The following is a 19,432-nucleotide window of genomic DNA, read 5'->3' as shown; positions in this document are numbered from 1 at the left end:
GTATAATTGCGGCCTATCCTTCCGGCCCCGCTCCGATGTCCAGTCTGCTCGCCAATCTCAACGCTGAACAACTCGCCGCCGTCACATTACCTGACGAGCCGGCCCTGATCCTGGCCGGTGCGGGCAGTGGCAAGACCCGTGTGCTGACCACGCGGATCGCGTGGCTGATCCAGAACGGCCGTGTGTCCCCGGCCGGCATCCTGGCGGTGACCTTCACGAACAAGGCCGCCAAGGAGATGCAGACCCGGCTGTCGTCGATGTTGCCGATCAACACCCGGGGCATGTGGATCGGCACGTTCCATGGCCTCTGCAACCGGATGCTGCGTGCGCATTTCCGTGACGCCGGCTTGCCCCAGACATTTGCCATCCTGGACTCCCAGGACCAGCTTTCGGCGATCAAGCGGCTGCTCAAGGGGCTGAATGTCGACGACGAGAAGTACCCACCCAAGAATCTCCAGTACTTCATCAACAACGCCAAGGAGCAGGGCCTGCGCCCGGCCGACGTCGAAGCCAATGACGATTTCAATCGTCGCTTCGTCGACCTGTACGCGGCCTACGACGAGCAGTGCCAGCGCGAGGGCGTGGTCGACTTCGCCGAACTGTTGCTGCGCTGCTACGAACTGCTGCGTTACAACGACGCGATCCGCCAGCACTACCAGCACCGTTTCCGCCATGTGCTCGTCGACGAGTTCCAGGACACCAACGTGCTGCAGTACCAGTGGCTCAAGCTGCTTGCCGGCTACGGCTCGGGCAATGCCGCGGCAGTGTTCGCCGTGGGCGACGATGACCAGAGCATCTACGCGTTCCGTGGCGCCAACGTCGGCAATATGCGCGACTTCGAGCAGGAATTCCGCGTTCGCCACCTGATCAAGCTCGAGCAGAACTACCGCTCGCACGGGCATATTCTCGATTCGGCCAACCACCTGATCTCGCACAATGCGCGCCGACTGGGCAAGAACCTGCGCACCGACGCCGGGCACGGCGAGCCGGTGCGCGTGTTCCAGGCAGGTTCGGACGGCCAGGAAGCCTCGTGGATCGTCGAGGAAATCCGCGACCAGATCGCGCAGGGCATGTCGCGCTCGGAGATCGCGATCCTCTATCGCAGCAATGCGCAGTCGCGGGTCATCGAACACGCGCTGTTCTCGTCGGGTATCCCGTACCGGGTGTACGGCGGCCTGCGCTTCTTCGAGCGCGCCGAAGTGAAGCACGCGCTGGCCTACCTGCAGTTGATCGAGAACCCTCGCAATGACGCCGCATTCGGGCGGGTGGTCAATTTCCCCACGCGCGGCATCGGCGCGAAGTCGCTCGAAGTGCTGCAGGACGCAGCGCGGCAGTACAACTGTTCACTGGCCGAAGCCGTGGCCTACGTGCCTGGCAAGGCCGGCAGCTCGTTGGGCGCCTTTATCCGGCTGATCGAGCAGATGCGTGCCGAGACCAGCCGGATGACGCTGGCGCAAACGGTCGAGTACGTGACCAACACCAGCGGCCTGATGACGCATTACCAGACCGAGAAGGAAGGCCAGGACCGCATCGAGAACTTGCAGGAACTGGTGACGGCCGCGCAGGCATTCGTGGTCGAGGAAGGCTACGGGCTCGAGGCGCTGGGCCGCATGCTGCCGGCGAACCGCGATGCCATGCCGGCGCTGGCGCAGGGCGAACAGGACCAGCAGGTGCTGGACCCCGAACAGTTGCCGGTGGTGATGACGCCGCTGGTGGCGTTCCTGACCCATGCATCACTGGAGGCGGGGGACAACCAGGCGCAGGCCGGCCAGGATGCGGTGCAAATGATGACCGTGCACGCGGCCAAGGGGCTCGAGTTCAATGTGGTGTTTATCACCGGGCTCGAGGAAGGCCTGTTCCCGCACGAGAACAGCGCGATGGAAGCCGACGGTCTGGAGGAAGAACGCCGCCTGATGTATGTGGCCATCACGCGCGCGCGGGCACGGCTCTATCTGTCGTTCGCCCAAAGCCGCGTGCTGCACGGCCAGATGCGCTATCACGTGCGGTCGCGCTTCTTCGAGGAGCTTCCCGAGGCTTCGCTGAAGTGGATCACTCCGCAGGGCCAGGCCTATGGTGCCTATGGCTCAGGTAGCGGACGCCAGTCATCTGAGCGCGAAAGCGCTTGGGGCCGTGACTGGTTCAAGCGTGCCGAGGACGTGCCCTATACCGGCGTCAAGCCGACCGGCGGCATGGACACCGGCAAGAACTACGCCGAAGAGAAGCGCGCCGCGGCCACTGGATTCCGCGTGGGCCAGAGCGTGTTCCACAACAAGTTCGGGGAAGGCAAGATCAAGGCGCTGGAAGGTGAGGGCGCCGATGCGCGCGCGAACATCGACTTCAAGCGTCACGGCACCAAGTGGCTGGCGCTGTCGGTGGCGAAGCTGGACGCGATTGATTGAGGAGGGGATTTTCTCCCCACTTCCGCATATGGAAGCGGGGAGAAAAGAGGGTCAGGACTGCGCTACGCTATCGTTTGCCGTCTCACCCGGCGGCGCGATGTTGAAGCAGCCGCGGTACGTCGCGTAGAACGAGCAGTAGAGGATCGCCAGCATCAGCAGCGAGTACGGCGTGATCAGGAACGACAGTACGGTATCCGCGCCGATCGAGGCGAACACTGCCTCGAGGAACAGTGGCACCACCACCAGCAGCAGCGCGAACAGCAGGGCGTAGGTGAAGAACGCGCCACGGTTGCGCCAGCAGGCGGTCCAGCTGAAGAACAGCGCCTTGACGGGCGGCACGCCATGCCAGGCGGCAAGCATCGGCGCGAACCAGAACATCATTGCCACCGGCGTGTACAGCAGCGCGCCGATCAGCAGCGCGTAATACAGTTGCCGTACCGCTTCGCCGGAGGGCTCCTCGCCCTTGAGCACCATCGGCGCCAGTGCGCTGATGTCGACCACGGCCGTGGCGATGAAGCTCAGCGCGAACACCAGCACCGCGTAGATACCACCCAGCACCAGCAGGTTGCGGGTGGCCTGTTTCCCGTTCGTGCGGAAGCCCGACAGCAATACCGTGGGCAACACGCGCTTGTTCTGGATGACGTCGCGGCAGGCGGTCATCACGCCCACGGACAGGCCCGGGGTGAACACCAGCAGCGCGATGATGCCGAACAGCGGCACGAAGATCGCCAATTGCGCGGCAATCAGATAGATGAACAACAGCATCAGGAATGCCAGCGGGTTCTTGCGGAACAGCCAGATGCCCTGGCGGAACCAGACGTAGCCTTCCTTGGCGGAAACTTCCAGTAGTTGCATGGCGAATCAGATCCAGGGGAGCGCTGCGGCGTCGTCGATGCGGCGGCGCAGGATGCGTTCGAAGTGGGTCGGATCGTGCGGCTGGAGCATATCGGCCTCGCGCGGCAGGTAGAAGTCCCACAGGCGCGATACCCAGAAGCGCAGTGCGCCAGCGCGCAGCATATCTTGCCAGTGCGCCGCCTCCACTGCCGTCAGGGGCCTGACTGCATGATAAGCCCGCAGCATAGCCTGCGCACGTTCCATGTCGATGGTGCCGGTCGCGAGGTCGATGCACCAGTCGTTGACGGTGACGGCCAGGTCGAACAGCCATTTGTCGTCGCCGGCAAAGTAGAAATCGAAGAAGCCGCCGAGCCGGTGGTTGCCGGCGCTGTCGGTGTCGAACAGCGCGTTGTCGCGGAACAGGTCGCAGTGGCAAGGGCCACCCTGCAGCGCGGCGTAGTCACCGCTGCCGAAAAACGCGGTCTGGTGCGCGATTTCCTCAGTCAGCAGCTTGCGCTGCGCGGCGTCGAGGAAAGGTGCGATTTCCGGGGTGGTTTGCTGCCACCACGCCAGGCTGCGCAGATTCGGCTGCTTGCGTGGATAGTCCTGACCGGCGATATGCATGCGCGCCAGCATTGCGCCGACTTCGGCGCAATGGTCGGGCTGCGGCGCAAGTTGCGAGGCGCCGGGCAGGCGCGTGACGATGGTCGCCGGCTTGCCCTTCAGTTCGCGCAGGATCTCGCCGTCGCGGGCTGGCATCGGCGCCGGCACGCAGATGCCGTGTCGTGCCAGATGGTCCATCAGGTGCAGGTAATACGGCAGCTGGTCGAATTGCAGCCGTTCAAAGATCGTCAGTACGTACTCACGTGTGACGCCATCCTGCTCCATGGTCAGGAAAAAGTTGCTGTTCTCGATGCCCGAGGCAATGCCGCGCAGCGCGCGCACTTCGCCAAGGTCATAGTCAAGCAGCCAGCGGGCGATCTCGTCCTGCGAGACCGTGGTGAAAACGGCCATACTGTTCTGTTGGTGCAATTCGGGACGCGACGAACCGAGGGCGGATGGCAATGGCGGTTCGCCGCCGCGGCATCACTGCCGGAGGGCCGGCGCGACCTTCGCCAGGCGCGGGCGCCCGGCGAGGATCGTGGGTAAAAAGACAATCAGGATAACGGGAAAGGCTGCCGTATCAGAACTTCAGGTTCACGGACGGCACGCGGTTCACGTCATGGTCACGAATCTTGGGCGAGCTGTCTTCGGGCTTGCTCATTTCGTACTTGGTGCCGAAACCGGACTGAACCTGGATATCGGTGGCCCGACCCTTGTTGCGGTACTCGGTCACCTGCGTGCCATCGCGCTCGCGCAGCACGAAGCTCGGCTCGCGCGGTTTGTTGATCTCGCTCTTCGCGGCAGGGGCGATCGGTTGGTTGTTGATTTCGTTCAGTTCCTGCTGGGTCAGCGCATTGCTTTCCGCGTTGTCCTGGGCCACGGCATGGGTGGTCACAGTCAGTGCAAGCGCGGCTGCGGCAAGCGCAAGAAGGTAGCCATGACGGCCAATGGCCGTCGGGACATTGGCGAGCCTGGCACCCGTATGCGAAGGGGAAGTCATCTGGGGCTCCTGTGCGTGCGGGCCGGCAGCCCAGCGACGCGGATTTGGCCTGCAAGGACCCGACGGTGCCGGATCCGGCAGGAGAATGCTTCCATTCTAGCAATTCCTGTCGGTTCCGGGCCGCTCTCGTGCCCTAGCGTCCACCCGCCAGCTTCGCCGACGGGCGTCCATGCCTTACAGATAGAACATTTCTTCCTTGGGCGGAATCGGATGCTCTCCGCCGCGCTTTTCGTAGTACTCGTAGACGGCTTCGAGCACTTCCTGTGGCTCGTCGACGATCTTCATCAGGTCCAGGTCGTGCTCGGCGATCAGGCCCATCGGCAGCAGCGTGAAACGGAACCAGTCGAGCAGGCCCTTCCAGAAGCGGCTGCCGTACATCACCACGGGCACGGAACGAGACTTGCCGGTTTGTACCAGCGTCAGCACTTCGGCCAGTTCGTCCAGGGTGCCGAAGCCGCCCGGCATAACGATGAATGCATCCGAATTCTTCACGAACGTGACCTTGCGCGTGAAGAAGTGGCGGAACCGCATGGCGATGTCCTGGTACGGATTGCCCTGCTGCTCGTGGGGCAATTCGATATTCAGGCCGACACTGGCGGACTTGCCCGCGTGCGCGCCCTTGTTGGCCGCTTCCATGATGCCGGGGCCGCCGCCGGAGATGACGGCAAAGCCGGCATCCGAGAACAGACGGGCGATTTCGATGGTCTTCTGGTAGTAAGGCGAGTCCTCGCGCAGGCGCGCGCTGCCGTAGATCGAGACGGCCGGGCGGATCTCCGAAAGGTACTCGGTCGCCTCGATGAACTCTGCCATAATCGTGAACATTTGCCACGAGGCGCGCGCCTTTTTCGCAGTGGCGCGGTCTTCGTCGGCCAGCGCGCGCAGGCTTGGAATCATCTTGCGCGGATTCGAGCGCGCTGCCGCATCGCGTGCGGCAGCCTCCTGCTCGTCGGGGCCTTTGCCTGCCTCGGCGGCATCGGCCATGGCGGCAATGGCAGCAGCATGTGCGGCCGTTTTCTCGGCCCGCTGGTCTGCCTTGTTACCGGCAACGTCAGCAGTGTCTGTAGCGGCAAGGGGGGCGGCGTCAGCACCGCCTGCGGGGGCACCAGTCAATTTTGAGTCCATGGGAATGTCGGATAGTCCAAAAACACTCTTGCTCGTCGATGGATCGAGCTATCTATATCGCGCGTATCACGCTCTGCCGGACCTGAGGAATGGCGAAGGTCTGCCCACGGGGGCAATCTACGGCATGATCAATATGCTGCGCAAGCTGCGCAATGATTACCCGGCACAGTATATCGCCTGTGTGTTCGACGCCAAGGGCAAGACGTTCCGGGATGACATGTATCCGGCATACAAGGAGCATCGCCCGTCGATGCCCGAGGACCTCGCGAAGCAGATCGAGCCGATCCACGAGGCCGTGCGCGCGCTTGGCTGGCCGATCGTGGTCGTGGAAGGCGTGGAGGCCGACGACGTGATCGGCACGCTCGCGCTCCAGGCGTCGCAGCAGGGCGTGAACACGGTCGTTTCTACGGGCGACAAGGATCTTGCGCAGCTCGTCAATGACACCGTCACGTTGGTCAACACCATGAGCGGCGAGGTTCTCGACCCGCCGGGCGTGGTGGCGAAGTTTGGCGTGCCGCCCGAGCGCATCGTCGACTACCTGTCGCTGATCGGTGACGCCGTGGACAACGTGCCCGGCGTGCCGAAGGTCGGTCCGAAGACCGCGGTCAAATGGCTGACCGAATACGGCACGCTGGACGACATCATGGGTAACGCCGAGAAGATCAAGGGCGTGGTAGGCGAGAATCTGCGCAACACGCTCGAATGGCTCCCGCGCGCGCGGGAACTGGTCACGGTCAAGACCGATTGCGACCTGAGCGGTGCCGTTGCCGATTTCCAGGCGCTGCACGACCTTGGCGAAGACAAGGAAAAGCTGATCGCGTTCTTCCAGCGCTACGGATTCAAGTCGTGGCTGCGCGAGGCAACCGGTGAGTCGCTGCCGAACGCACGCGCGGCAGCGCGCGCGGTGCCGAAGGCCGCGCCGGCGCAGGGCGGGCTGTTCGATGCGCCGGCGCAGGCCGACGCCCCGGCCGAAGATGTGCCCCCGGCCGAGATCAGCTACGAGACCGTGACCACCGAGGCCGCGCTCGATGAATGGCTGCGCAAGATCGCCGATGCGCCGATCGTCGCCATCGACACCGAAACGACCTCGCTCGATCCGATGCTGGCGCAGCTCGTCGGCATCTCGCTGTCCGTCGAGCCGGGCGCGGCTGCCTATATTCCCGTGGCGCATCGCGGCCCGGACGTCGCGGGTCTCGAGAACCATGGTCAGCTCTCGCGCGAGTACGTGCTCGAGCGTATGCGCGGATGGCTCGAGGATCCGACGCGTCCGAAGCTCGGTCAGCACCTGAAGTACGACTCGCACGTGTTTGCCAACCACGGCGTAGCGCTGCGCGGCATCGCGCATGACACGATGCTGGAAAGCTACGTGCTGGCTTCGTACCGCAATCACGGCATGGACAGCCTGGCCGAGCGCCTGCTGAGCCTGAAGACGATCACGTACGAGGAAGTTTGTGGCAAGGGCGCGAACCAGATCGGCTTCGACCAGATCGACCTGCCGCGCGCCACCGAATATGCGGCCGAGGATGCCGACGTGACACTGCGCCTGCATCGCAAGATGCTGCCGCAGCTCGAGGCATCGGAAGGGCTGAAGTACGTCTACGAACAGATTGAGATCCCGGTCTCGGTGGTGCTGCAGAAGATCGAGCGCAACGGCGTGCTGATCGATGCCGACCGCCTGGCCGCGCAGAGCGCCGAGCTGGGTCTACGCATGATGGACCTCGAGCGTGCCGCGCACGATGCGGCGGGCCAGCCGTTCAATCTCGGATCGCCGAAGCAGATCGGCGAGATCCTGTTCAACCAGATGAAGCTGCCGGTGGTCAAGAAGACCGCCAGCGGCGCGCCGTCGACCGATGAAGAGGTGCTGCAGAAGCTGGCGGACGACTATCCGCTGCCCAAGCTGCTGCTGGACTACCGGGGCCTGTCGAAGCTGAAGTCCACCTACACGGACAAGCTGCCGAAGATGGTCAACCCGAATACCGGGCGCGTGCATACGAGCTACGGGCAGGCCACTGCGGTGACGGGGCGCCTGGCATCGACCGATCCGAACCTGCAGAACATTCCGGTGCGCACCGAGGAAGGTCGCCGCATTCGCGAGGCGTTCATCGCCGCGCCCGGCAACGTGATCGTCTCGGCCGACTATTCGCAGATTGAACTGCGCATCATGGCGCATATCTCGGGCGACGAGAACCTGCTGCGCGCGTTCGCCAATGGCGAGGATATTCACCGTGCCACGGCTGGCGAAATCTTTGGCGTCGAGCGCGAAGCCGTCAGCAGCGAGCAGCGCCGCTATGCGAAGGTGATCAACTTCGGTCTGATCTATGGCATGAGCGCGTTCGGGCTGGCCAGTAACCTTGGCATCGAGCGCGAGGCGGCCAAGCACTATATCGACCGCTACTTCATGCGTTACCCCGGCGTGGCGCACTACATGGAGCAGACGCGCCAGACGGCGCGCGAGCAGGGCTATGTCGAGACTGTGTTCGGCCGCCGCCTCTGGCTGCCGGACATCAACGGCGGCAATGGCCCGCGCCGTCAGGCCGCAGAACGCGCGGCCATCAACGCGCCGATGCAGGGCACCGCGGCCGATCTGATCAAGCTGTCGATGATCGCCGTGCAGGACTGGCTCGAAGGCGAGCGTCTCGGCACGCGCCAGATCATGCAGGTGCATGATGAACTGGTGCTCGAAGTGCCGCAGGCCGAACTCGAACTTGTCCGCGTGAAGCTGCCCGAGCTGATGTGCGCGGTGGCCACCCTCAATGTGCCGCTGGTTGCCGAAGTGGGTAGTGGCGCGAACTGGGAAGAGGCCCACTGATCCTCGCGAAGAGGATGTCCTCAACGCGATGCCGATGTATGCATAAGAGTACTGATTGAAGCGACTGCGGAAGGCTTGTCAGGGGTGCTGCTCTGCAGCACACTGGCAACAATGAACGCATTTGCGGTACATCAAGAAATGCTGCAAGAACATCGGCTTCGCGGCGCAAGACGACAATAGAAAGTCGCCGACGAGGCCTGCCGGTTTTCAAATTGAAAACATCGGGTAGACCATGAGTCACGCATACGACAAAGAGGACAGCACGCAGAGGGAGGCGGCAACCGTAAGTACTCAGCCCAGCACGGTGGCACGATCGGAGAAGCAGGCACACCGGATCATCGTGGTCGGTGGCGGAGCCGGCGGGCTCGAGCTTGTCACGCGGTTGGGCGACAAGCTTGGCAAGTCCGGCACGGCGCAGGTGACGCTGGTCGACCGCTCGCCCACGCACATCTGGAAGCCGCTGCTGCACGAGGTGGCGGCGGGCAGCATGGACCCGAACACGCACCAGCTCGAGTACGTGGCCCAGGCGCGTTGGCACTACTTCGAATTCCAGCAAGGTGAACTGACCGGCATCGACCGGGAGCGCAAGCTTGTCAAGGTGGCGGCGTGCCTCGATCAGGATGGCGCGGAATTGCTGCCTGCCCGGGAATTGCCGTATGACACGCTCGTGCTCGCCATCGGTTGCGTCACGCATTTCTTCGGTGTGCCTGGAGCAGCCGAGAACGCGATCGCGCTCGATACGGTCGATCAGGCAGAGCGCTTCCGGCGCAAGCTGATTGCCGCGTGCGTGCGCGCGCAGAACGGCCGGGGCCGAGTCGGGGAGGATGGCCGCCCACGGGTCGACGTGGCGATCATCGGCGCCGGCGCGACGGGGGTGGAACTGTCAGCGGAGTTGCGCAATACAGCGCACGTGCTCAATGCGTACGGGCTGCACCAGCTCGATCCGCGTCGCGACGTACGCATCCATATCGTCGAGGCGGGCCCGCGCATCCTGCCGGCGCTGTCGGAGCGTGTATCGGCCGAGACAACCAAGCTGCTGCGCAAGCTCGATGTCGACGTGTTCACTTCGGAGCGCGTGACCGAAGTCACGAAGGACGCCGTGCTGACTGCCAGCGGCAAGCATGTCGATGCCGATCTGACGGTGTGGGCGGCGGGTATTACCGCGCCGGGTGTGCTGCGCACGCTCGGCCTGCCGGTCAGCAAGATGGGCCAGATCGTCGTGGGCCCGACGCTGCAGTGCGAGACGGATCCGGACATCTTCGCGTTCGGCGATTGCGCTGCCGCGCCGTGGCCCGAGAAGCAGACCACAGTGCCGCCGCGCGCTCAGGCCGCGCACCAGCAGGCAACATTCCTCTATGACGCGATTCGTGCGCGGCTGGCTGGCAAGCCGCTGCCGACGTTCGGCTTCAAGGACTTCGGCTCGCTGGTGTCGTTGGGCCACTTCAGCGCCGTGGGCAGTCTGATGGGTGGCCTGATCGGTGGTTCGATGTTCATCGAGGGGCTGTTCGCGCGCTTCATGTACACGTCGCTGTACCGGATGCATGTACTGGCGCTGCATGGGGCCATTGGCATGGGGCTGGACACCATCACGCACTGGCTGCGCAGCAAGACCAGCCCGCGCGTGAAGCTGCACTAGGCGCAGCGGGCGGAGGCCGGCGCCGCGCGGGATGCGTGCCGCCGGCCCCACTTGGTCCAGGATTGCTTAGAATTGGCGGCGATGTCTGCATCACTTACCTGATTTCCCGTGATCAAGGAGACCGCCCCATGCTGAAGCCCGAAGTCGAAAGCCTCGTTCCCGGTCAGACGTTCGACCGCCGCAGTTTCGTCAAGACCGCACTCGGATCGGCTTTCGCGGCCGCCGTGCTGCCGGTCCACGCCACGACCATCAAGACTGATTTCAAGGGCCTGACGGCTGGCGAGGTTACGGTCGAGTCGAATGGTTTCAAGATGCCGGTCTACCGCGCACAGCCCGAAGGCAAGACAAACCTGCCGGTGGTGCTGGTGATCAGCGAGATCTTCGGTGTGCACGAACACATCGCGGATATCTGCCGCCGCTTCGCCAAGCTGGGCTATCTGGCGATCGCGCCCGAGCTGTTCGCGCGTCAGGGCGACCCGAGCAGCTACGGCACGATCCAGGAGTTGCAGGCCAATATCATCCAGAAGGTGCCCGACGCCCAAGTGATGGGCGATCTCGACGCCTGCGTGACCTGGGCCGGCGCCAACGGTGGCGACCTGAGCCGTCTGGCCATTACCGGGTTCTGCTGGGGAGGTCGCATTACGTGGCTTTACACGGCACACAACAATCGCGTGAAGGCCGGTGTGGCGTGGTACGGGCAGCTTGTAGGCGAGCCGACAGCGCTCAAGCCGCGCAATTCGGTCGATATCGTCAACGAACTCGATGCGCCGGTGCTGGGTCTGTATGGCGGCAAGGACACTGGCATTACGCAGGAGCAAGTGGAACGGATGAAGGCTGCGCTGGCCGCCTCTTCCAATCCGAACGCCAAGGCGTCGCGGTTCGTGGTCTACCCGGAAGCCGGGCACGCGTTCAACGCCGACTATCGCGCCAGCTATGTCGAGTCGGCTGCCAAGGACGGCTGGCAACGCTGCCTCGACTGGCTCCGTCAACACAAGGTCGCCTGACCTGACTCGCCGGAAGGGCCATCATGTCCATCTGGCCCTTCCGGCGTTACGGTCATTGCAAAGACTGTGCGGACGTACGTACAATGCCGCTTTCACGTTTTTGCAACATTGTTGCGTTAATCGGTGGCGCCTGCCCGACTCCGGGCGGACACCGGTTCCGGGGAGCCCATCATCCATTCCACGCTTCTGTACATCCTGCTGGCCGCGACGATCTCGGGCGTCGGCAGCATTTTTGGCGCGGCGCTGCTCTCGCTGACCGTCGCGTCGCGCGTGGTGGAGCGCATGGTGAGCTTTTCAGTCGGGGTGCTGCTGGCCACCGCGCTGCTGCATTCGCTGCCCGAGGCCTTCGAATCCGGTGCTGATACGCGTGCGCTGTTCGGCACATTGCTGGCGGGACTTCTCGGCTTCTTCCTGCTGGAGAAGATCTCGCTGCTGCGTCATTCGCATCACCACGAGGGCGACGGGCATCATCACCATCACGGGCATGACCGCGAGGAAGCAGGGCGTAGCGGCCTGACGATCCTGGTGGGCGATACCTTCCACAACTTTGCCGATGGCATCGTGATTGCTGCCGCGTTCCTTGCCAATCCGCATATCGGCATCGTCACCGCGCTGGCGATTGCCGCGCACGAAATCCCGCAGGAAGTGGGCGACTTCATCGTGCTGCTGAATGCCGGGTTCTCGAAGGCGCGCGCGTTTGCGTTCAACCTGCTGTCGAGCCTGGCGGCCATCATCGGCGGGCTGGTCGGATATTTTCTGCTCGACCAGCTCACGGGCTGGATTCCGTACGTGCTGGTGATCGCGTCGAGCAGCTTCCTCTACATTGCCGTGAGCGATCTGATGCCGCAGATGCAGCGCAAGCCGCGACTCAAGGAGTCGGCGGTGCAGGTGGTGTTGGTGGCGGCCGGCATTGCGGCCATCGTTTTCATCACGAATGGCGTGCACGAGCAACACGGGCATCGCCACTCGCGCACCGCTGCTGGCGTGACATCGAACTGATGTCGCTGGCGGGAATTCCGGCTTAGCTGCCGGTGGCGACTGGCCGCTTCGGGTCAGCGCACCACTCGCTCCATGAGCCCGGATAGAGCGCCGCGCCGGTCAGGCCGGCGACTTCCAATGCCAGAAGATTGTGGCAGGCCGTGACGCCCGAGCCGCACTGCATCACCGTCTGCGCCGGGGCCTTGCCCGCGAACACCTGTCCGAAGTCGGCGCGCAATTGATCGGCCGGCTTGAAGTAGCCGTCAGCCGTCAGGTTGTCCTTGAAGAAGCGATTGGCGGCGCCGGGAATATGGCCGCCCACCGGGTCGAGCGTTTCGTTTTCGCCACGGAAGCGGTCGGCGGCGCGGGCATCGACGACCAGCAGCGAAGGCTGGCTCAGGTTCGCCACCAGCGCGTCGGCATCCACGGTCTTCACCAGCGACGCACGGCGCATCAGGTTACCGCCGATCTCCGGCTCGGCCGTTGCGCCATGCTCCAGCGGCAACCCGGCCGCCACCCACGCATTGCGTCCGCCATCGAGCACGAGCGCCGCGGCATGGCCGATCCAGCGCAGCATCCACCAGAGCCGTGCGGCATACATGCTGCCTTGTCCGTCATAGGCCACGACCAGCGTATCGTCATCGACGCCCAGCACGCGCAGGCGCGCTGCGAACAGTTCGGCATCAGGCAGCGGGTGGCGACCGCTGAGGCCCGTCTTCGGTCCGGAGAGTTCGTTGTCGAGGTGGAGGTAATACGCGCCGGGGATATGGCCTTGTTGATAGCTATCGCGGCCGGCGGCGGGGTTGGTCAGGTCGAACGAGCAGTCGAAGACGACCACGCGCGGCTTGCCGGCGGCGCGCAGTTGGTCGAGTTCGGTGGCGGTGATCAGCGGAGTCGGCATGAAAGTCCTGTCTGCGTTACGTGTCGGAACATGCCGCCAATGCTACACCGGCCTACACCTCCGGATGCACCTCGGCCTCGAGTGACTTGACCGGGGTGGCCGGCGTGGGGTGTTTGTCTGTGGCGCGTGCGCGCGTGAGCGTGGTGGCGATGCCGCTGGCCACGATCAGTGCCATGCCCAGCCACGAGATCCAGTTGAGCTTGTCGCTCCACACCAGGATGCCCCACAGGCTGGAAAACACGATGCCCGCGTACTGCAGGTTGGCGGTCAGCAACGTGTTGCCGCGCTTGTAGGCGCGCGTCATCGACGTCTGGCCAAGCGTGGCGAGGATGCCGATCGCCAGGAGCAGGCCCGCGCTATGCCACGTGTGCGGGCTCACGCCGGTAAACAGCATCCAGACCAGGCCGCACACCAGCCCCACGGCCGAGAAATAGAACACGATGCGGCCTTCCGGCTCGCCCAGTTGGCCGAGTTGGCGCACTTCGACATAGGCCAGCGCCGTGAACACGCCCGAGATCAAACCAATCAGGCCGCCAGTGAGTTGGTCCTGGCCAACCGAGGGTTGCAGCAGACAGATCACGCCGGCAAACGACAGCAGGATCGCGCCGATCAGCTTGCGGTCCGCCGCCCCGGCCGTGCCGGCAAGCGCGGCGCTGGCGCCGAGGATCAGCGCGATCCAGACCGGCGACATGTAATTGAGCGTCATGGCCGTGGCCAGCGGCAGCATCGAGATCGAGGTGAACCAGAGCAGCAGCGCAGTCACGCCGAACACGCTGCGCTTGATGTGAGTGGTCATGTGCGGCGTGCTCACCGGCACTCCGCGCGAGGCCAGCATGATCCACATGATCGTCACGCCGATGAGGCTGCGATAGAAGACGATCTCGCCCGTGGTGTAGAACTCGGCCGCCAGCTTGACACCCACCCCCATCAACGAGAACGAGAAGGCGGCGAACAACATCCAGAGCGATTGCATGATGGCGGGTGAGGGCGAGGGGGCGGAACGGAGGCGTGTGCCGGTGTCGACACGGCGCCAAAGGCGGGCAAACCGTTGTAAAAGCAACGAATAAGAGACGGATTCTAGCAGTGCTCCGGCGGCCGCACCAATGCAAAACGGACCGCTCTCGCGGTCCGTTTGCTGGCATCCACCGATAACGGGCGATCAGCGCACGCCTGTTATCTGCTGTAGTCCATCACGCGGCGGTACCACTCGTGGAAGTGCTGCATGCCGTCTTCCATCGGAGACTGGTAGGGGCCGGTCTCGCTGATACCGCGCTTCATCAGCGCCAGGCGGCCGGCGTCCATTCGCTCGGCGATCTCGTCGTCCTCGATGCACGTTTCCATATAGGCAGCGCGCTCGGCCTCGACGAACTCGCGTTCGAACAGCGCGATTTCCTCGGGGTAGTAGAACTCGACGATATTGCGCGTCTTGCGCGGGCCCAACGGGTGCAGCGTCGAAATGCACAGCACATTCGGGTACCACTCCACCATGATGTTGGGGAAGTAGGTCAGCCAGATCGCGCCGTGCTTCGGCAGTTGCCCGTTGTTGAAGCGCAACACAGCCTCGTGCCACTTCTCGTACGTAGGGCTGCCCGGGCGCTTCAGGCCAGCATGCAGGCCCACGGTCTGCACGCTATGCCAGTCGCCGAATTCCCACTTGAGGTCGTCGCAGGAGACAAAGCTGCCCAGGCCCGGGTGGAACGGCACGACGTGATAGTCCTCCAGATAGACCTCGATGAAGGTCTTCCAGTTGTAATCACAGTCGTGGACTTCCACGTGGTCGAGCTTGTAACCGTCGAAGTTCAGGTCCTGCGCCACGCCGAGCTTTGCCAGGTCGGCGCGCACGTCGCGCTTGCCCTCAAACAGCAGGCCGTTCCAGTTCTGCAGCGGCGAGCGGTTCAGGTGCGTGCAGGGCTGCTTCTCGAAGTGCGGCGCGCCGAGCAGGCCACCCTTGAGGTCGTATGTCCAGCGATGCAGCGGGCAGACGATGTTCCTGGCATTGCCGCGGCCGTTGAGCATGATGGCCTGGCGATGGCGGCACACGTTCGACAGCAGTTCGATGCCGTCAGGGTTGCGCACCAGCATACGGCCTTCGTCCTCGGCGGCCAGCGTCTGAAAGTCGCCGGTCTCCGGCACCATCAGTTCGTGGCCGACGTAGCCGGGGCCATTCTTGAACAGCAGTTCCAGTTCTTGTTGATGCAGTGCCTCGTCAAAGTAGACATTTACGGGCAACTGCGAATCAGCCGGCGCCAGCTTGAGCGCGGTGCTGAGATTGGACATTATCCCCACTCCCTATAACAGGCGAAAGCAGTGAACAACCCAACCATCGAAATATGAATCGATTTGGGAAACCGTGTCAGACGAGCCGGATCCGGCCAGGTTCCCCGGGGTTGGTGATGGGGAAAATGTGCCCGCCGACACACCGCGTATGAGCGGTCATGTTGGTGCGGACGCAACGGCGCGGAACTCGCTGACGAGCCCGGGATTGTACCCGAGCCAAAAAGTTAAGGGCCTGATTTTTTTGCCTTTTTAGCGAAAAAGTCGACCCGGGTCGTCATGGAGGTGCCCTTTCGGGCGCATTCCGAATGACGACCCGGCCGCACACGTCACTTCCCTGTCAAAACCCGGTGCTAGGCAGATATCCATGTGGTCGGTGTGGCTATTGCGCCGGTCAGGCGATTCTGCGACCAAGCTCAGGATTGGCGTAAAATCCCGGATTCCTCTGATGAAGGCCTGACATGCCAAGAACCACGACCGCCCCGGTCCAGCCTGAAGATACGCCGGCCGCCAGCGTGCCGCCGGCTTCCTATGAGGCCGCGATGGCCGAGCTGGAAACGCTGGTGGCGAGTATGGAAAGCGGCGATCTGCCGCTCGAGGCATCGCTTGCCGCCTACCGCCGTGGTGCCGAGCTGGTGCGCTTTTGCCAGCAGAGCCTGGAGCGCGTGGCGCAGCAGGTCAAGGTACTCGAAGGTGACGCACTGAAGCCGCTAGCCGGCGAGTCGCGCACCCAGAACAACGCAGACAGCAACAGCGCAGATTTCGAATGAGCGATTTCGCCACCTGGATGCGGGCGCAGGGCGCCCGCACCGAAGCCGCTTTGGAAGCGGCCCTACCTTCCACGGACACAATTCCATACACCCTCCATGAGGCGATGCGCTATGCTGTGCTCGGCGGTGGCAAGCGTGTGCGCCCCCTGTTAGTGCACGCTGCGGGCGAGGTGGTCGGTGCGACACCCGAGGCCTGCGACGCCGCAGCATGCGCCGTCGAGATGATTCACGCCTATTCGCTGGTCCACGACGACATGCCCTGCATGGACGACGACGATCTGCGCCGCGGACGCCCCACGGTCCACAAGGCCTATGACGAGGCCACGGCCCTGCTGGTCGGTGACGCGCTGCAGAGCCAGGCGTTCATCGTGCTGGCCCAGACCCCGGCTCTGGCTGCGGAAGCGCGCCTGAAAGTGGTGGCGGAACTGGCCGTGGCATCGGGCTCGATAGGCATGTGCGGTGGACAAGCCATCGACCTCCAGAACGTTGGCAAGGCCATGACCCGCGAGGCGCTCGAAGGCATGCACCGCATGAAGACCGGCGCCCTGTTGCGCGCCAGCGTGCGCATGGGTGCGTTGTGCGGAAACATCGACCAAGCCGGCCTTGTGGCGCTTGATCGATATGCCGCGGCCGTGGGATTGGCGTTCCAGGTCGTGGACGATATTCTCGACGTCACTGCCGACACGGCAACGCTTGGCAAGACGGCGGGCAAGGATGCCGCGAACGACAAGCCGACCTACGTATCGCTGCTTGGCCTGGATGCCGCACGCGAGCTGGCTGCCCAGCTTCGCACCGACGCCCACGAGGCGCTGGAGGGATTCGGCACACGCGCTGGCCGGCTCGCCGAACTGGCCGACCTGATCGTGCTGCGCTCAAACTGAACTGAAAAGCCGGACGCACAGAATCCGGCGGCCGAACGGACACCATGACCTACACGCTGCTCAATAAAATCGACGACCCCGCGGACCTGCGCAAGCTGGACCGTCGCCAGCTCGACACGCTGGCCGAGGAACTCCGCGCCTACGTGCTCGAATCGGTCTCGCAAACCGGCGGGCACCTGTCGTCCAACCTCGGCACGGTGGAGCTGACGATCGCGCTGCACTATGTCTTCGACACACCGAACGATCGCGTGGTCTGGGACGTGGGTCACCAGAGCTATCCCCACAAGATCCTGACTGGCCGCCGCGACCGCATGTCGACGCTGCGCCAGTACGGTGGCATCTCCGGCTTCCCGCGCCGTGCCGAGAGCGAGTACGACACTTTCGGTACTGCGCATTCGTCGACGTCGATTTCCGCGGCGCTGGGCATGGCGCTCGGTGCCCGTACCCGGGGCGAGAAGCGCGTGGGTATTGCCGTGATCGGCGATGGCGCGATGACCGCCGGCATGGCTTTCGAAGCCATGAACAATGCGGGCGTCTACAAGGACCTGCCGATGCTGGTGGTGCTGAACGACAACGACATGTCGATCTCCCCGCCGGTGGGCATGTTGAACAAGCACCTGGCGCGCCTGATGTCGGGCCAGTTCTACGCGGCCACCAAGAAGGGCATCGAGAAGGTGCTGTCGGTGGCGCCGCCGGTGCTCGAATTCGCCAAGCGCCTGGAAGAACATGCCAAGGGCATGGTCGTGCCGGCCACGCTGTTCGAAGAATTCGGTTTCGACTACGTCGGCCCAATCGACGGCCACGACCTCGAGTCGCTGGTCCCGACGCTGCAGAACATCCGCCAGCGCGCGCTGGAAGGCCACGGCCCGCAGTTCCTGCACGTGGTGACCAAGAAGGGCCAGGGCTACAAGCTGGCCGAGGCCGATCCGATCCTCTACCACGGCCCGGGCAAGTTCAATCCCGCCGAGGGTATCCGTCCGTCGGCCAAGCCGTCGCGCAAGACCTACACGCAGGTGTTCGGCGAATGGCTGTGCGACATGGCCGCCGCCGACAAGCGCCTGATCGGCGTGACGCCGGCCATGCGCGAAGGCTCGGGCATGGTCGAATTCGAAAAGCGCTTCCCGGACCGCTACTACGACGTCGGCATCGCAGAGCAGCACGCGGTGACCTTCGCCGGCGGCTTGGCCTGTGAGGGCCTGAAGCCGGTGGTGGCGATCTACTCCACGTTCCTGCAACGTGGTTACGACCAGCTTATTCACGACGTGGCACTGCAGAACCTGCCGGTGGTGTTCGCGCTGGACCGCGCTGGTCTGGTGGGCGCCGATGGTGCCACGCACGCCGGTGTGTACGACATCCCGTTCCTGCGCTGCATCCCGAACATGATGGTGATGGTGCCGGCAGACGAGAACGAGTGCCGTCAGTTGCTGACGACCGCGTTCCAGCAGGACTGCCCGACCGCCGTGCGCTATCCGCGCGGCGCCGGCGTCGGCGTGGCCACGCAGCCCGAACTGACCGCGCTGCCGGTGGGCAAGGGCGAGATCCGCCGCGAAGGCCATGCCCGCGCAGGTCAGCGTGTGGCGATCATGGCGTTCGGTTCGATGGTGCATCCGGCCCTGACCGCGGCTGAGCAACTCGATGCCACGGTGGCCAACATGCGTTTCGTGAAGCCGCTCGATGTGGAGCTGGTCAAACAACTGGCCGCCAATCACGACTTCCTGGTCACGGTGGAAGAGGGCGCCACGATGGGCGGTGCCGGTAGCGCCGTGCTCGAGGCGCTGGCCGAGGCGGGTATCGAACTGCCGACGTTGGTGCTGGGCCTGCCCGACAAGTTCATCGACCATGGCGATCCGGCGCATCTGCTGTCGCTGTGCGGCCTCGATGCGGCCGGCATCGAGCGTTCGGTGCGCGAGCGCTTCAGCCTGACGGCGCAACCGGTCAAGGTGGCGAGCGTGGCCTGACGCCATTCGACACAGGTCATACGCGGTACTGAAAACCGGCGCGGCAACCCCGCGCCGGTTTGTTTTTGGGCGCGCGGGAATGGCATTTTTCTGCAGCGCGGCGGCATTATCCGCATGAAATATGCGGATTCACGGCGGGCAGAAACATGACTGGCCAATATCCCGTAAAATCGCCTTTCCGTTTTTGTGTTCGCAGCTGCGGGCCGGCGCCCCCATCCAGCCTGGACCCGTCGTTTCACACTCGTTGCGCGGCGTAGAGATGT

15 protein-coding genes are annotated in these 19,432 nt (G+C 64.0%); 8 read left to right on the top strand and 7 right to left on the bottom strand.

All coding sequences use genetic code 11. The annotated features are described in order from the left end of the window. Positions 1–35: 35 nt before the first annotated feature. On the top strand, positions 36–2,399 hold the full coding sequence (locus WD006_RS11625) for a UvrD-helicase domain-containing protein (RefSeq protein ID WP_011517205.1): 2,364 nt from the start codon (positions 36–38) through the stop codon (positions 2,397–2,399). 51 nt (positions 2,400–2,450) lie between these two features. Here WD006_RS11625 and WD006_RS11620 read toward each other — a convergent pair whose 3' ends face one another. From WD006_RS11620 to WD006_RS11605, 4 genes are all read right to left on the bottom strand, one after another. After that, on the bottom strand, positions 2,451–3,254 hold the full coding sequence (locus WD006_RS11620; RefSeq protein ID WP_011517204.1) for a BPSS1780 family membrane protein: 804 nt from the start codon (positions 3,252–3,254) through the stop codon (positions 2,451–2,453). A 6-nt stretch (positions 3,255–3,260) separates the two neighbouring features. Next, complete coding sequence (locus WD006_RS11615; protein WP_029307318.1) at positions 3,261–4,247, bottom strand: homoserine kinase; 987 nt, start codon at positions 4,245–4,247, stop codon at positions 3,261–3,263. 169 nt (positions 4,248–4,416) lie between these two features. Further along, on the bottom strand, positions 4,417–4,836 hold the full coding sequence (locus WD006_RS11610) for a DUF2782 domain-containing protein (RefSeq protein WP_008649820.1): 420 nt from the start codon (positions 4,834–4,836) through the stop codon (positions 4,417–4,419). 174 nt (positions 4,837–5,010) lie between these two features. Next, a complete protein-coding gene (locus WD006_RS11605) occupies positions 5,011–5,817 on the bottom strand; it encodes a TIGR00730 family Rossman fold protein (protein WP_017514685.1) in 807 nt (268 codons plus the stop codon). 145 nt (positions 5,818–5,962) lie between these two features. Between WD006_RS11605 and polA the strand changes: the two genes are divergently transcribed. The 4 genes from polA to WD006_RS11585 all read left to right on the top strand — a co-directional run bounded on the left by polA (position 5,963) and on the right by WD006_RS11585 (position 12,406). After that, entirely contained in the window at positions 5,963–8,767 is a 2,805-nt protein-coding gene (gene polA, locus WD006_RS11600) for a DNA polymerase I (protein ID WP_029307319.1), read from the top strand. Positions 8,768–8,999: 232 nt separating this feature from the next. Further along, on the top strand, positions 9,000–10,403 hold the full coding sequence (locus tag WD006_RS11595) for an NAD(P)/FAD-dependent oxidoreductase (protein WP_035832506.1): 1,404 nt from the start codon (positions 9,000–9,002) through the stop codon (positions 10,401–10,403). A 128-nt stretch (positions 10,404–10,531) separates the two neighbouring features. Then, a complete protein-coding gene (locus WD006_RS11590; protein ID WP_011517200.1) occupies positions 10,532–11,407 on the top strand; it encodes a dienelactone hydrolase family protein in 876 nt (291 codons plus the stop codon). A gap of 123 nt (positions 11,408–11,530) precedes the next feature. Then, positions 11,531–12,406: a ZIP family metal transporter gene (locus tag WD006_RS11585; RefSeq protein ID WP_011517199.1), complete on the top strand. Its 876-nt coding sequence runs from the start codon at positions 11,531–11,533 to the stop codon at positions 12,404–12,406. Positions 12,407–12,428: 22 nt separating this feature from the next. On the opposite strand, the gene WD006_RS11580 is transcribed toward WD006_RS11585, so the two are convergent. The 3 genes from WD006_RS11580 to WD006_RS11570 all read right to left on the bottom strand — a co-directional run bounded on the left by WD006_RS11580 (position 12,429) and on the right by WD006_RS11570 (position 15,563). Continuing rightward, positions 12,429–13,286 carry a sulfurtransferase gene (locus WD006_RS11580; RefSeq protein WP_029307321.1) on the bottom strand — a complete coding sequence of 286 codons (858 nt, stop codon included), beginning with the start codon at positions 13,284–13,286 and terminating at the stop codon, positions 12,429–12,431. Between the two features lie 52 nt (positions 13,287–13,338). Next, positions 13,339–14,259 carry a DMT family transporter gene (locus tag WD006_RS11575; RefSeq protein ID WP_029307322.1) on the bottom strand — a complete coding sequence of 307 codons (921 nt, stop codon included), beginning with the start codon at positions 14,257–14,259 and terminating at the stop codon, positions 13,339–13,341. Between the two features lie 200 nt (positions 14,260–14,459). Then, positions 14,460–15,563: an aromatic ring-hydroxylating oxygenase subunit alpha gene (locus WD006_RS11570; RefSeq protein ID WP_011517197.1), complete on the bottom strand. Its 1,104-nt coding sequence runs from the start codon at positions 15,561–15,563 to the stop codon at positions 14,460–14,462. 458 nt (positions 15,564–16,021) lie between these two features. Between WD006_RS11570 and WD006_RS11565 the strand changes: the two genes are divergently transcribed. From WD006_RS11565 to dxs, 3 genes are read left to right on the top strand one after another with little or no spacing between them, the layout of a single operon-like run. Further along, positions 16,022–16,330, top strand: coding sequence for an exodeoxyribonuclease VII small subunit (locus WD006_RS11565; RefSeq protein ID WP_008649843.1), 309 nt, complete (start codon positions 16,022–16,024; stop codon positions 16,328–16,330). Then, positions 16,327–17,211 (top strand): polyprenyl synthetase family protein, encoded by an 885-nt coding sequence (locus WD006_RS11560; protein ID WP_011517196.1) that lies wholly within the window; start codon positions 16,327–16,329, stop codon positions 17,209–17,211. The genes WD006_RS11565 and WD006_RS11560 overlap by 4 nt, the downstream gene beginning before the upstream one ends. A 44-nt stretch (positions 17,212–17,255) precedes the next feature. Then, positions 17,256–19,169, top strand: coding sequence for a 1-deoxy-D-xylulose-5-phosphate synthase (gene dxs, locus WD006_RS11555; RefSeq protein WP_011517195.1), 1,914 nt, complete (start codon positions 17,256–17,258; stop codon positions 19,167–19,169). Positions 19,170–19,432: the final 263 nt, after the last annotated feature.

The sequence above is a fragment of the Cupriavidus sp. Met-2 genome (genome assembly GCF_049843575.1).
Lineage (GTDB): Bacteria > Pseudomonadota > Gammaproteobacteria > Burkholderiales > Burkholderiaceae > Cupriavidus > Cupriavidus metallidurans.
This window is presented reverse-complemented; position numbering and strand designations above follow the sequence as displayed.